Raw genomic sequence first — 13,231 nt, 5'->3', positions numbered from 1 at the left:
CCAGTCGGTGGATGGTGCGCCTGCGGCGGCGGTGTCGGCCCGGTCCGCGGGCCGGCGCCTGGGAAGATCCGGAACCATGCGAGCAGTAGTACAAAATGACAAATATCGGGCGCGGGTCGCGAGGGCGGCCACGTGCTCCACGGCCCTCGCGCTGGCTGCCGCCGCCCTGCTGTCCGGCTGCGCCGGCGACCCCGCACCGGCCACCGGTCACGGCGGCCCCGCCGCCGCCCCGGACCCGCGGGCCCGGCAGGCGGCCGAGCACGCCCGCCTGGTCGCCGCGGCCCGGCGCTGGGGCCTGGACCACGTCCCGCTCACGCCCCCGGCCCCGCCGGCGAGGAAGCCCACCATCACCCCCCGGGACGGTTTCGAGGTGGACGGCCAGGAGGAGGAAGACCTCCCGCCCGTCTTCACCACCGTCCCCACCCGGCAGAAGGTCGTCTTCCTCACCATCGACGACGGCGCCGACAAGGACCCGGCGTTCCTGCGGATGATGAGCGAGCTGAAGGTGCCGTACAGCGCCTTCCTCAGCAACTACCTCGTCAAGGACGACTACGGCTACTTCCGCAGGATGCAGGCCCAGGGCGTGACCCTGAACAACCACACCCTCACCCACCCCTACCTGCCCGGCCTGTCCTACGAGGAGCAGCGGGACGAGATCTGCGGCATGCAGACCGTCATGAAGAAGCAGTTCGGCAGGGCGCCCACCGTGTTCCGGCCGCCGTACGGCAACTACAACGGCGACACCCTGCGCGCCGCCAAGGAGTGCGGGATCAAGTACGCGCCGATCTGGGACGAGGAGGTCTTCGTCGACCACTGGGAGTACCGCGACTGGGACCGCAGCCTGCACCCCGGCGACATCGTCCTCACCCACTTCCGCGGCCGGGACGAATGGAACGGCACGATGGTGGACGACATGCGCCGTTTCCTGAACAAGGTCACGCGCGAGGGCTACGCCGTGGCCCGCCTGGAGGACTACCTGTGAGGCGCCTGCGGGGCCCGGTGGCGGTCCTCGCCTCGGCCCTGCTCCTCACGGGCTGCGCCCAGTCCGTCGACCCCATCGAACGCCTCGGCAAGAAGGCCGCCGAAGGGGTACACCCGCACCACCACCCCGCCGCCGGCCGCGCCTACCGGCACTGGGGCCTGGCCCGGCCGCTGGCCCGCTCCCCGGTGCACGCGGTCCGGCCGCTCGCCGCGCACCGGGGGCCGCACGCCCTGCCCCCGGTGGCCGACCACGTCCCCACCCGCGACCCGGTCGTCTTCCTCACGTACGACGACGGCGCCGAGCGTGACCCCCGCTTCGTCGAGATGGTCCGCGAACTGCGGCTGCCGGTCACCCTGTTCCTCACCGACAGCGTCGCCGCCCCCGGTTACGGCCACTTCGCCCGCCTGCGCGCGCTCGGCGCCGGCATCCAGAACCACACCGTCGACCACCGGGCCCCGGCCGGACTGCCGTACGCCGAGCAGCGCGCCGAGATCTGCGGTCAGCAGGACCGCCTGCGCGCCCGCCTCGGCGTCCGCCCCCGCCTCTTCCGCCCGCCCTACGGCTCCTACGACCCCACCACCCTGCGCGCCGCCGCCGACTGCGGCATCTCCGCGCTCGTCCTGTGGCGCGCCGCCCTCACCCCGGCCGGCCTCGCCTGCACGCACGGCCCCTGCCACCTCCGCCCCGGTGACATCGTCCTGGTGGGCCCCGACGAGTCGGGGGAGCTCTCCCTGCGGGAGCGCACCGTGCGGGTGCTGAGGCAGGCGCAGGAGCGGGGGCTGACGGTGGGACGGCTCGAGGACTACCTGAGCTGACCGGCGTGGCCGTTCGGGAACCGGCCCGTCCGGACGCCCGCCTGCCGGGCTCCCGGCCGACGCGCCGCGCGCAATTGGCACTCCGCTTGACCGAGTGCTAATCACGGTCATAGTCTCGGCTCTGGCACTCAGCAGGTGAGAGTGCCAACAAAAGCGACGGGCAGGTCCGGCACCCGCGACGACGGATCGACCTGGTCGCCACCTCAGACAGTTAACCCCGAGATCTCCGAAGGGGGAGGTCGGATCGTGACGACCGCCAGCTCCAAGGTTGCCATCAAGCCGCTCGAGGACCGCATCGTGGTCCAGCCGCTGGACGCCGAGCAGACCACGGCCTCTGGCCTGGTCATCCCGGACACCGCGAAGGAGAAGCCCCAGGAGGGCGCCGTCCTCGCCGTGGGCCCGGGCCGGTTCGAGAACGGCGAGCGTCTGCCGCTCGACGTCAAGGTCGGCGACGTCGTCCTGTACAGCAAGTACGGCGGCACCGAGGTGAAGTACAACGGCGACGAGTACCTCGTCCTCTCGGCTCGCGACGTGCTCGCGATCATCGAGAAGTAATCACCTCAAGCAACTCTCTGCATTGAGCTGCGCCCCGGGCCCCCGCATCAGATAAGAAGCCGGGCGCCCGGGGCGCTGCGCTTTTCACCCACAGATTTCCGAGAGGGCTCCCGCTGCCATGGCGAAGATCCTGAAGTTCGACGAGGACGCCCGTCGCGCCCTTGAGCGCGGCGTCAACAAGCTTGCCGACACCGTCAAGGTGACGATCGGCCCCAGGGGTCGCAACGTCGTCATCGACAAGAAGTTCGGTGCCCCCACCATCACCAACGACGGTGTCACGATCGCCCGCGAGGTCGAGATCGAGGACCCGTACGAGAACCTCGGCGCGCAGCTGGTCAAGGAGGTGGCGACCAAGACCAACGACATCGCGGGTGACGGCACCACCACCGCCACGGTCCTCGCCCAGGCGCTCGTCCGCGAGGGCCTGAAGAACGTCGCCGCCGGCGCCTCCCCGGCCGCCCTGAAGAAGGGCATCGACGCCGCCGTCAAGGCCGTCTCCGAGGAGCTGCTCGCCACGGCCCGTCCGATCGACGAGAAGTCCGACATCGCCGCCGTCGCCGCGCTGTCCGCCCAGGACCAGCAGGTCGGCGAGCTGATCGCCGAGGCCATGGACAAGGTCGGCAAGGACGGTGTCATCACCGTCGAGGAGTCCAACACCTTCGGTCTGGAGCTGGACTTCACCGAGGGCATGGCCTTCGACAAGGGCTACCTGTCGCCGTACTTCGTGACGGACCAGGAGCGCATGGAGGCCGTCCTGGAGGACCCGTACATCCTCATCAACCAGGGCAAGATCTCCTCCATCGCCGAGCTGCTGCCGCTGCTGGAGAAGGTCATCCAGTCCGGCTCCTCCAAGCCGCTGCTGATCATCGCCGAGGACCTCGAGGGCGAGGCCCTGTCGACCCTGGTCGTCAACAAGATCCGCGGCACCTTCAACGCCGTCGCGGTGAAGGCCCCGGGCTTCGGTGACCGCCGCAAGGCGATGCTGCAGGACATGGCCGTCCTCACCGGCGCCACCGTCATCTCCGAGGAGGTCGGCCTCAAGCTCGACCAGGTCGGTCTCGACGTGCTCGGCTCCGCCCGCCGTGTCACCGTCACCAAGGACGACACCACGATCGTCGACGGCGGCGGCAAGTCCGAGGACGTGCAGGGCCGCATCGCCCAGATCAAGGCCGAGATCGAGAACACCGACTCCGACTGGGACCGCGAGAAGCTCCAGGAGCGCCTCGCGAAGCTGGCCGGCGGCGTGTGCGTGATCAAGGTCGGCGCCGCCACCGAGGTGGAGCTGAAGGAGAAGAAGCACCGTCTGGAGGACGCCATCTCCGCGACCCGCGCCGCGGTCGAGGAGGGCATCGTCTCCGGTGGTGGCTCCGCCCTGGTCCACGCCTCCAAGGTCCTCGAGGGCAACCTCGGCAAGACCGGCGACGAGGCCACCGGTGTCGCCGTGGTCCGCAACGCCGTGGTCGAGCCGCTGCGCTGGATCGGCGAGAACGCCGGCCAGGAGGGCTACGTCATCGTGTCCAAGGTCAAGGACCTGGACAAGGGGCAGGGCTACAACGCCGCCACCGGCGAGTACGGCGACCTGGTGAAGGCCGGCGTCATCGACCCGGTCAAGGTCACCCGCTCCGCCCTGGAGAACGCCGCCTCCATCGCCGCCCTGCTGCTCACGACCGAGACCCTGGTCGTCGAGAAGAAGGAAGAGGAGCCGGAGGCCGCCGGCCACGGTCACAGCCACGGCCACGCCCACTGAGGCGACCGCCCGCGAGTGAAGGCCCGGCACCCCGTCGAGGGGGGCCGGGCCTTCGCCCTGTCCGCCCGCCCGGCCTACCGCTCCAACTCGTCCAGCGCGCCGAGCTGCTGCATCAGCCCCAGCTGGTCGTGCTGCCACCACAGCTCGGCGATCTTGCCGTCGGCGCCGAACCGGAACATCGTCATCCCGGTCATGGTGACCCGCCTGCCCGTGGGCGGGATCCCCAGGAAGTCATCCTTGTGCGCGGCTTTCCAGGACCAGCGCGCGCAGGCCCGGTCGCCCTGGGCGAACACGTCCTCGACCGTGAACGCGAAGTCGAAGGCGGCGCGCCACATCCGGAACTCGGCGCGGACGTGGTCCAGCCCGATGGTGTCCTGCGGGGTCATCGGGTCATGGCTGTGGATGTCCTCGTCGAGCAGATCGTTCAGCGGAGGCAACTCGCCCGCGGTGCCGAGCGCCTCGAAGAACCCGCGCACGACATGCTCGGACAGGCGCTCGTCGCGCACGACGTCCAGGTCGGTGAACGTCGGCATCCCGTCGCACAGCGCGAGCAGCCCCCGGAAGATCCGGTCCGTCTCCGGGAGGTTCGAGTTCCGCATCGCCTCCTCGTACGAGGGGAACTCCACCACTTCCACGACGTGCGACGCGTCCGAGCGGTCCGTGCCGACCACCGCGTGCGTCGCCGTGCGCGTCCCCTTGGTCTGCTGGACCCAGTCGTCCATGAGCCGGTTCATCTCGTCCAGCCGGCTCGTCCTGCAGTCGATGAGCTGTACGAAGGTCATGGCGCCGCCTTCCGGCCCCCTGGTTCCGGTAACCGTCCCGCCCATTTTCCCACCGGGACGGCGGCGTCACCCCTCAGCTAGCGCGGCCCGTACTTGCGCCCCGTGCGGGAGCTGATCCCGCCCAGCAGCCCGCGCGGCGTCACCTTGGCCAGCCCCGTCAGCACCTTGTACCGCGGATCCGGGACGGACAGCGACTTGCCGCGCGCGAGGTCGGCCAGGGCCGCCGCGACCAGCTTGTCCGCGTCCAGCCACATCCAGCCGGGGATGTTGTCCGTGCCCATGCCGGCCCGCTCGTGGAACTCGGTGCGCACGAACCCCGGGCACAGCGCCATCAGCCGGACCCCGCTGCCGGCCAGGTCCCGGGCCGCACCCTGGGTGAACTGCACGACCCACGCCTTGGACGCGCCGTACGTGCCCCGGGGGACGAAGGCCGCCACCGAGGCGACGTTCACCACCCCGCCCCGGCCGCGCTCGCGCATCGCCCCGGCCGCCGCCGACGTCAGCCGGAGCACCGCCTCGCAGTGCACCTTGAGCATCCGCAGCTCGTCCGCCATCGGCACCTCCAGATAGCGGCCCTTGTTGCCGAAGCCGGCGTTGTTGACCAGCAGGTCGACCGGGTTCTTCCGGTCGCCGAGCCGGGCGGCCACCGTCTCGATGCCCTCGTCCTGCGCCAGGTCGGCGGTCAGCACCTCCACCTCGATGCCGTGCCGGTCGTGCAGTTCCGTCGCCTGTTCCCGCAGCCGCCTGGTGTCCCGCGCCACCAGGACGAGGTCATGCCCGTCCGCGGCCAGCCGCCGCGCGAACGCGGCACCGATGCCCGCGGTCGATCCCGTAATCAGAGCCGTTGTCATGGCCCAAGGGTAGTGACCCGGACCGACAGCCTCCGCTGCCCGCCGGCGCCGGGCCCCGCGCCGCCCTGACGGCCGTTCAGCCCCTCTGCTCCGTCACGTACTTCCGGGCCTTCGCCAGCGTCTGCGCGTGCAGCGCCTCGCCCGCCGCGAGCAGCCGCGGCAGCAGCTCCCGCTCGGTGGTGACCGCGCGGAACTGCATCGCCGCCGTCACCCCGTGGTCCGGCCGGTGCACGATCTCGACCGGGTCCCCGGCCCGGATCTCGCCCGGTGCGATCACCCGGAGGTAGGCACCCGTTGCGCCCTTCTGTGTGAACCTCCTGACCCAGCCGCGTTCGCCCAGATGGCCCTGGAACGTCTTGCACGGGATACGGCCCGAGGTCACTTCCAGCACCACCGCGGAGCCGATCCGCCAGCGCTCGCCGATCAGCGCCCCGGACACGTCCAGGCCGTCCGTGGTCAGATTCTCCCCGAAACAACCATTGGCCAACGGTCGGCCGAGTTCGCGCTCCCAGTCGTCGAGGTCCTCGCGCGCGAACGCGTACACCGCCTGGTCGTCCCCGCCGTGATAGCGGGTGTCACAGACCGCGTCCCCGGCCAGCCCGCTCGCGCCGGCCCCCCTGGGACCCGGCGCCGCCACCCGCACCGGGCCCTCGGCCGGGCGCTTGTCGATACCGGTCAGACCGTCCGGCTGGCTGGTGTAGGGCACCGGCCGCGGCCGGCCCAGATTGACGGAGAGAAGCTTCATCCCAGCACGCTATGCGATCCCGCCCAAAGCGTCGACGCACTATCGGGAAGCTCACCCAAGGCTGCCTTATGCTCGACAGGTGATCGAGGCCCGTCATCTCCGCGTTCTGCGCGCCGTCGCCACCACCGGTTCCTTCTCGGCGGCGGGGCGTGAGCTGGGCTGCACCCAGCCCGCCGTCAGCCAGCAGATGAAGGCCCTGGAAGCCTCGGTCGGCACCCCGCTGCTGATCCGCAACGGGCGCGACATGCGCCTCACCCAGGCCGGTGAGGCCCTGGTCCGGCACGCCTCCGGCATCCTCGCCGGGCTTACCGCGGCCGAGGAGGAGGTCGCCGCCATCGCCGGCCTGCGGGCGGGCCGGGTCCGGCTGGTCTCCTTCCCCAGCGGCAGCTCCACCCTGGTCCCGACGGCCCTGGCCGCCCTGCGCGCCGCCCACCCCGGCACCCGGGTCTCCCTGGAGGAGGCCGAGCCCCCGAGGTCCGTCGGACTGCTGCGGGAAGGCGACTGCGATCTGGCCCTGGCCTTCCGCTACGAGGGGGCGGCGGTCGCCGAGGACTGGGACGATCTCGTCGTACGCCCTCTGCTGACGGACCGTCTGGTCGCCCTGGTGCCCGAGCGGCACCGGCTCGCGCGCGCGGAGAGCGTCGCCATCGGCGAGCTGGCCCGCGAGCCGTGGATCGCGGGGTGCCCGCGCTGCCGCGGTCAGCTGATCGAGGTGTGCGAGGGGGCCGGGTTCACCCCGCGCATCGACTTCGCCACCGACGACTACCCGGCGGTGGTCGGCCTGGTCGGCGCGGGCCTCGGCGTCGCCGTACTGCCCCAGCTGGCCGTGGAGTCGGTACGTCCGCGGGGCGCGCGCACGGTCCGGCTGGAGCCGGCGGTACGGCGCGAGATCGTCGCCCTCACCCTGCCCGACCTGGCACAGGTGCCGGCCGTGTCGGCGACGCTGGAGCAACTGGCCCGGGCGGCCGGGCGCGCCTAGCGGTACGGCGCGGGTACGGCGGCAGAGCCATGGGCACGCGCACGCGTGCCCAGTGGGGAGGAATGGCGCATCCGGCGAACCGGAGATGCAGAAACGTTCCTTCAGTGGTTCGGGGCAGTACCCCCGCTGGTGGTCGATGCCGTCACCAGACGGTTGCGAGCCCGCCCCATCAACTCCTCACGCTCGTCCTCGGTCAGTCCGCCCCAGACGCCGTACGGCTCGCGCACCGCCAGTGCGTGCGCGGCGCACTCCGCCCGGACCGGGCACCTCATGCAGACCTCCTTGGCCGAGTTCTCACGAGCGCTCCGAGCCGCCCCGCGCTCGCCCTCCGGGTGGAAGAAGAGCGAGCTGTCCACCCCGCGGCATGCAGCCAGCAGCTGCCAGTCCCACAGGTCCGCGTTCGGTCCGGGAAGGCGGGAGAAATCTGCCATTACGTGACCCCTTGTAGCCGATCTGGGCGGATACGGTGCCAACGACCGTACATCTCCGGTCTAAGGAGATGAAAATATGACTCATTGCGAATCTAGCCCCGGACACTACGAAACGGGAAGAAAAGGCGCCAAATGGGGCATGGGTTGTGATGAAAAGTTGAGGGACCGTTGGGCATGTCTGCACCGTGTCGGTCCCCTCACGTAGAGTGCCGAAGACGGCACGCGGCCCCGTAACTCTTTCGAGTGACCGTCGTTGAGAGTGCGGAGGCGGTTGAAAAAACAAGCGCTCGGGCAGGCGTCCGAGACGGTCGACCGCACAGGTGACGATTCCGTACCAGCCTGGAGGCTCAAGGTGACGCGCATCAGCTGCGGAGGGCGGTCATGACATCCGTCCTCGTCTGCGACGACTCCCCGCTTGCCCGAGAGGCGCTCCGCCGCGCGGTCGCGACCGTGCCCGGTGTCGAGCGCGTGACGACTGCGGCCAACGGCGAGGAAGTCCTCCGCCGCTGGGGCGCCGACCGCTCCGACCTCATCCTGATGGACGTACGCATGCCCGGCCTGGGCGGCGTCGAGACCGTGCGCCGGCTGCTGTCCGCCGACCCCGGCGCGCGCATCATCATGCTCACCGTCGCCGAGGACCTCGACGGGGTGGCCCTCGCGGTCGCCGCCGGCGCGCGCGGCTACCTGCACAAGGACGCCTCGCGCGCGGAGTTGCGCGCCACGGTGACGCAGGCGCTCGCCGACCCGACCTGGCGCCTCGCACCGCGCCGGCTGCGCTCGGCGGAGATGGGCGCCGCGCCCACGCTCACCGCGCGTGAGATCCAGGTCCTGGAGGGCATGAGCCACGGCCGCTCGAACGCCGAGATCGGCCGCGAGCTGTTCCTCTCCGAGGACACCGTGAAGACGCACGCACGGCGCCTGTTCAAGAAGCTCGGCGCCTCGGACCGGGCCCACGCGGTGGCCCTCGGCTTCCGCTGGGGACTGGTCCGGTAACGATGCCAGGCCGTGCGGGCCGCCCGGCACCGGGCGCTGCCCGGCCGTGTTCCCGGTCTCACTGTCGTCCGTGCTCGTGCCCGTGGCTGGGGTACGCGGCTCCCGCGCGGGCGACCGGCCCGGGCCATGGCACCGGATCGGACCAGCGGTGGTCCGGCGCGGTCGTGCGCCATGTCCGGAGCGGACCGCGGCGCGCTCTCTCCCTGTCCGCGCGGGCCCGTGCGCTGTCTGGTGGTGCCCCGACAGGCGCGCCGAGGGGTGCGGGGGACCGGGCGGACGGCGGCGTGCCGTGCCCGCTGGGAGTCCCCGGGGTGCGTCCTGACCTGGCCGTACGGTGACGGGGGCGCGTGCGTCCGTGCCGCTTCCGGCGCGGCGTGGCCGGGGCGCGACCGCCCCGGTGGTGCGCTCTCGACGTACGTCCCGGCGGGCGAGTCCGCGACGCCCCCGGTGGCACGTGCCCGAGGGTGACGTCCGCGGCGCACGACAGCCCGACGCGGCACGCCGCCGCTGGGGCGCCCGTCCGTCACCGAACCCGCTGGAGGGGCGCGGGCAAGGCGGCCCGCCGGACGCGCGGTGCTCGTTTCGGCGCGGATGCCGCATCCTTGAGGTGTGGAGTCTCTCGGGGACGAGTCGGTCGAGCGGAAGGGGAGGGCGCAGGGAATGAGTGCCGGCGCACCTGCTCATAACGCTTCGGTGCACAACCACGAACACGATGCGACGGACCGGACGGCCGCAAGGCACCATGGACCGATGCGCGACGACGAGGCGGGCACGGCCCCTGGCGCGTTCGGCGCGCTCGTCCACCGTGCCGTCGACGGCGACGAGCAGGCCACGCACGACCTGCTCGCCCACGTCCACCCCCTGGCGCTGCGCTACTGCCGCACCCGGCTGTCCCGGCTGCCCGGCGACGCGCGCCACTTCGTGGAGGACCTCGCCCAGGAGGTCTGCGTCGCGGTCCTCCTCGCCCTGCCCCGCTACCGGGACACCGGCCGCCCCTTCGAGGCGTTCGTCTTCGCCATCGCCTCCCACAAGGTCGCCGACCTCCAGCGCGCCGCGATGCGCCACCCGGGGTCGACCGCGGTGCCGTCCGACGAGATGCCCGAGCGGCCCGACGACTCCCTCGGCCCCGAGGAGCGCGCCCTGCTCAGCAGCGACGCGGAGTGGGCCAAGAAGCTGCTGGCCAACCTTCCCGAGAACCAGCGCGAGCTGCTTCTGCTGCGCATCGCCGTGGGCTTGACCGCGGAGGAGACGGGACAGATGTTGGGTATGTCACCCGGTGCGGTCCGCGTGGCCCAGCACCGGGCCCTGAGCCGCCTCAGGGCGCTCGCCGAACAGTAACCACCCTGCGCCGGGCCGCCGTAGCTCCGGCCCTGAACCGGTGCGCCCTCGTTTCCGTACGAACATACGAAGCCTGAAGCGACCCCGTACCGTGGAATTTGCTAGCGATGCTTCCCGTTAGCATGGACATCCGCACCGAGCAAGGCCATTTGGGGAAGGTGTCATGACTGCCAACGTCGACGGAGTGCCCGGAAAATTCGCGACACTCGGGCTGACCTACGACGACGTGCTGCTGCTGCCGGGCCCGTCGGACATGGCTCCCGACGAGATCGACACCGCCTCGTACGTCTCCAAGAACGTGCGGGTCAACATCCCGCTGCTGTCCGCCGCCATGGACAAGGTGACCGAGTCCCGCATGGCGATCGCGATGGCCCGCCAGGGCGGCGTCGGCGTCCTGCACCGCAACCTCTCCATCGAGGACCAGGCCAACCAGGTCGACCTGGTCAAGCGCTCCGAGTCCGGCATGGTCGCCGACCCGATCACCATCCACCCGGAGGCCACGCTCGCCGAGGCCGACGCGCTGTGCGCCAAGTTCCGCATCAGCGGCGTCCCGGTGACCGACGGTGACAAGAAGCTCCTCGGCATCGTCACCAACCGCGACATGGCCTTCGAGAGCGACCGCAGCCGCCGTGTGCACGAGGTCATGACCCCGATGCCGCTGGTCACCGGAAAGGTCGGCATCTCCGGCCCGGAGGCCATGGAGCTGCTGCGCAAGCACAAGATCGAGAAGCTTCCGCTGGTCGACGACGGGAACGTCCTCAAGGGCCTGATCACCGTCAAGGACTTCGTCAAGGCGGAGAAGTACCCGAACGCGGCCAAGGACGCCGAGGGCCGCCTGCTGGTCGGCGCGGCGGTCGGCGTGGCCGGTGACGCCTTCGAGCGCGCCCAGGCCCTGATCGAGGCCGGTGCCGACTTCATCGTCGTGGACACCGCGCACGGCCACTCCCGCCTGGTCGGCGACATGATCGCCAAGATCAAGTCGAACTCCGCCGGCGTGGACGTCATCGGCGGCAACGTCGCCACCCGCGACGGCGCCCAGGCCCTGGTCGACGCGGGCGCCGACGGCATCAAGGTCGGTGTCGGACCGGGCTCCATCTGCACCACCCGCGTGGTCGCGGGCGTCGGCGTCCCCCAGGTCACCGCGATCTACGAGGCCGCGCTCGCCGCCAAGGAGGCCGGCGTCCCGGTGATCGGCGACGGCGGTCTGCAGTACTCCGGCGACATCGCCAAGGCCCTGGTCGCGGGTGCCGACACGGTGATGCTCGGCTCGCTGCTGGCCGGCTGCGAGGAGTCCCCGGGTGAGCTGCTGTTCATCAACGGCAAGCAGTTCAAGTCCTACCGCGGCATGGGCTCGCTCGGAGCCATGCAGACCCGTGGCGACCGCAGGTCGTTCTCCAAGGACCGCTACTTCCAGGAGGGCGTCGCCTCCGACGAGCAGCTGATCCCCGAGGGCATCGAGGGCCAGGTGCCCTACCGCGGTCCGCTGTCCTCCGTCGTCCACCAGCTGGTCGGCGGCCTGCGCCAGTCGATGTTCTACGTCGGCGGCCAGACGGTGCCCGAGCTGCAGACCAACGGCCGGTTCGTGCGGATCACCTCGGCGGGCCTGAAGGAGAGCCACCCGCACGACATCCAGATGACGGTCGAGGCGCCGAACTACAGCAGCAAGAAGTGACGCACGCGCACGCGTGAGGCGCGAAAGGGCGGCCCCGGAGTATCCGGGGCCGCCCTTGCCGTACCGGTCGGCGATACTGGAAGGCGCTGCAACGCATAGGGAAAGGCCACCAACGTGACTGAGATCGAGATCGGGCGCGGCAAGCGCGGCCGCAGGGCGTACGCCTTCGACGACATCGCCGTCGTCCCCAGCCGCCGTACGCGGGACCCGAAGGAGGTCTCGATCGCCTGGCAGATCGACGCCTACCGCTTCGAGCTGCCGTTCCTGGCCGCCCCCATGGACTCCGTCGTCTCCCCGGCCACCGCGATCCGCATCGGCGAGCTGGGCGGCCTCGGCGTGCTCAACCTCGAGGGCCTGTGGACGCGGTACGAGGACCCGCAGCCGCTGCTGGACGAGATCGCCGAGCTGCCGTCCGAGGCGGCCACCCGCCGCCTCCAGGAGATCTACGCGGCTCCCATCAAGGAGGAGCTGATCGGCGCGCGCATCAAGGAGGTGCGCGACTCCGGCGTGGTCACCGCCGCCGCGCTCTCCCCGCAGCGCACCGCCCAGTTCTCCAAGGCGGTCGTGGACGCGGGCGTGGACATCTTCGTCATCCGAGGTACGACGGTCTCGGCGGAGCACGTGTCGTCCTCGCACGAGCCGCTGAACCTGAAGCAGTTCATCTACGAGCTGGACGTCCCGGTGATCGTCGGCGGCTGCGCCACCTACACCGCCGCGCTGCACCTCATGCGCACCGGCGCGGCCGGCGTCCTGGTCGGCTTCGGCGGCGGCGCCGCGCACACCACGCGCAACGTGCTGGGCATCCAGGTCCCGATGGCCACGGCCGTCGCCGACGTGGCCGCGGCCCGCCGTGACTACATGGACGAGTCCGGCGGCCGGTACGTGCACGTGATCGCCGACGGCGGTGTCGGCTGGTCCGGCGACCTGCCCAAGGCGATCGCCTGCGGCGCCGACGCGGTGATGATGGGCTCCCCGCTGGCCCGCGCCACGGACGCGCCGGGCAAGGGCCACCACTGGGGCATGGAAGCGGTCAACGAGGAGCTGCCCCGCGGCAAGAAGGTCGACCTCGGCACGGTCGGCACGATCGAGGAGATCCTCACCGGCCCGTCCCACACCCCCGACGGCTCGATGAACGTCTTCGGCGCCCTGCGCCGCGCGATGGCCACCACGGGCTACAGCGAGCTGAAGGAGTTCCAGCGGGTCGAGGTGACGGTGGCGGACAGCCAGCACCGGCGATAGCCGCCGCGTCGGTCCTACGACGCCGGAAGGGCCGGTCACCCCGGGTGCGCCGCCGATCCCCAGCAGGTCTACGACCGGTTGCGCGCCCAGGGTCCGGCCGGC

At 71.3% G+C, this 13,231-nt stretch carries 13 protein-coding genes; 9 read left to right on the top strand and 4 right to left on the bottom strand.

The window, feature by feature from the left end:
* The first annotated feature begins 76 nt into the window (after positions 1-76).
* The 4 genes from AB0B40_RS04555 (at position 77) to groL (ending at position 4,099) form a co-directional block, all read left to right on the top strand.
* The gene (locus AB0B40_RS04555) at positions 77-982 is read left to right on the top strand and encodes a polysaccharide deacetylase family protein (protein WP_345046785.1); all 906 of its coding nucleotides are present in this window, start codon (positions 77-79) and stop codon (positions 980-982) included.
* Positions 979-1,797 (top strand): polysaccharide deacetylase family protein, encoded by an 819-nt coding sequence (locus tag AB0B40_RS04550; RefSeq protein ID WP_345046786.1) that lies wholly within the window; start codon positions 979-981, stop codon positions 1,795-1,797. The genes AB0B40_RS04555 and AB0B40_RS04550 overlap by 4 nt, the downstream gene beginning before the upstream one ends.
* Positions 1,798-2,043: 246 nt before the next feature.
* Positions 2,044-2,352, top strand: coding sequence for a co-chaperone GroES (gene groES, locus AB0B40_RS04545; RefSeq protein ID WP_004955293.1), 309 nt, complete (start codon positions 2,044-2,046; stop codon positions 2,350-2,352).
* Between the two features lie 118 nt (positions 2,353-2,470).
* A complete protein-coding gene (gene groL / locus AB0B40_RS04540; protein WP_345046788.1) occupies positions 2,471-4,099 on the top strand; it encodes a chaperonin GroEL in 1,629 nt (542 codons plus the stop codon).
* A gap of 74 nt (positions 4,100-4,173) precedes the next feature.
* Here groL and AB0B40_RS04535 read toward each other — a convergent pair whose 3' ends face one another.
* From AB0B40_RS04535 to AB0B40_RS04525, 3 genes are all read right to left on the bottom strand, one after another.
* The gene (locus AB0B40_RS04535; RefSeq protein WP_345046789.1) at positions 4,174-4,881 is read right to left on the bottom strand and encodes an ester cyclase; all 708 of its coding nucleotides are present in this window, start codon (positions 4,879-4,881) and stop codon (positions 4,174-4,176) included.
* Positions 4,882-4,958: 77 nt separating this feature from the next.
* Positions 4,959-5,732, bottom strand: coding sequence for an SDR family oxidoreductase (locus tag AB0B40_RS04530; RefSeq protein WP_345046791.1), 774 nt, complete (start codon positions 5,730-5,732; stop codon positions 4,959-4,961).
* 76 nt (positions 5,733-5,808) lie between these two features.
* On the bottom strand, positions 5,809-6,477 hold the full coding sequence (locus AB0B40_RS04525; RefSeq protein WP_345046792.1) for an MOSC domain-containing protein: 669 nt from the start codon (positions 6,475-6,477) through the stop codon (positions 5,809-5,811).
* Between the two features lie 79 nt (positions 6,478-6,556).
* On the opposite strand from AB0B40_RS04525, the gene AB0B40_RS04520 reads away from it, so the two are divergent.
* Entirely contained in the window at positions 6,557-7,456 is a 900-nt protein-coding gene (locus tag AB0B40_RS04520; RefSeq protein ID WP_362262828.1) for a LysR family transcriptional regulator, read from the top strand.
* Positions 7,457-7,557: 101 nt separating this feature from the next.
* Here the strand turns inward: AB0B40_RS04520 and AB0B40_RS04515 are convergent, their stop codons facing one another.
* Positions 7,558-7,887 carry a WhiB family transcriptional regulator gene (locus AB0B40_RS04515; RefSeq protein WP_345046795.1) on the bottom strand — a complete coding sequence of 110 codons (330 nt, stop codon included), beginning with the start codon at positions 7,885-7,887 and terminating at the stop codon, positions 7,558-7,560.
* A 381-nt stretch (positions 7,888-8,268) separates the two neighbouring features.
* Between AB0B40_RS04515 and AB0B40_RS04510 the strand changes: the two genes are divergently transcribed.
* From AB0B40_RS04510 to AB0B40_RS04495, 4 genes are all read left to right on the top strand, one after another.
* Complete coding sequence (locus AB0B40_RS04510; protein WP_003948568.1) at positions 8,269-8,880, top strand: response regulator transcription factor; 612 nt, start codon at positions 8,269-8,271, stop codon at positions 8,878-8,880.
* Between the two features lie 750 nt (positions 8,881-9,630).
* A complete protein-coding gene (locus AB0B40_RS04505) occupies positions 9,631-10,218 on the top strand; it encodes a sigma-70 family RNA polymerase sigma factor (RefSeq protein WP_030345526.1) in 588 nt (195 codons plus the stop codon).
* Between the two features lie 163 nt (positions 10,219-10,381).
* Positions 10,382-11,890, top strand: coding sequence for an IMP dehydrogenase (guaB, locus tag AB0B40_RS04500; protein WP_362262824.1), 1,509 nt, complete (start codon positions 10,382-10,384; stop codon positions 11,888-11,890).
* 114 nt (positions 11,891-12,004) lie between these two features.
* Positions 12,005-13,129 (top strand): GuaB3 family IMP dehydrogenase-related protein, encoded by a 1,125-nt coding sequence (locus AB0B40_RS04495; protein ID WP_161298540.1) that lies wholly within the window; start codon positions 12,005-12,007, stop codon positions 13,127-13,129.
* Positions 13,130-13,231 lie beyond the last annotated feature (102 nt).

The sequence above is a fragment of the Streptomyces sp. NPDC042638 genome (genome assembly GCF_040647235.1).
GTDB lineage: Bacteria > Actinomycetota > Actinomycetes > Streptomycetales > Streptomycetaceae > Streptomyces > Streptomyces rameus.
The sequence above is the reverse complement of the archived record's forward strand: the minus strand, read 5'-3'. Positions and strand labels throughout refer to the sequence as shown.

Coding starts and splice junctions, on each gene's coding strand:
- AB0B40_RS04555 (WP_345046785.1), top strand. CDS start 77: ATGCGAGCAGTAGTACAAAATGACAAATATCGGGCGCGGGTCGCGAGG.
- groL (WP_345046788.1), top strand. CDS start 2,471: ATGGCGAAGATCCTGAAGTTCGACGAGGACGCCCGTCGCGCCCTTGAG.
- AB0B40_RS04535 (WP_345046789.1), bottom strand. CDS start 4,881: ATGACCTTCGTACAGCTCATCGACTGCAGGACGAGCCGGCTGGACGAG.
- AB0B40_RS04530 (WP_345046791.1), bottom strand. CDS start 5,732: ATGACAACGGCTCTGATTACGGGATCGACCGCGGGCATCGGTGCCGCG.
- AB0B40_RS04525 (WP_345046792.1), bottom strand. CDS start 6,477: ATGAAGCTTCTCTCCGTCAATCTGGGCCGGCCGCGGCCGGTGCCCTAC.
- AB0B40_RS04515 (WP_345046795.1), bottom strand. CDS start 7,887: ATGGCAGATTTCTCCCGCCTTCCCGGACCGAACGCGGACCTGTGGGAC.
- AB0B40_RS04510 (WP_003948568.1), top strand. CDS start 8,269: ATGACATCCGTCCTCGTCTGCGACGACTCCCCGCTTGCCCGAGAGGCG.
- AB0B40_RS04505 (WP_030345526.1), top strand. CDS start 9,631: ATGCGCGACGACGAGGCGGGCACGGCCCCTGGCGCGTTCGGCGCGCTC.
- guaB (WP_362262824.1), top strand. CDS start 10,382: ATGACTGCCAACGTCGACGGAGTGCCCGGAAAATTCGCGACACTCGGG.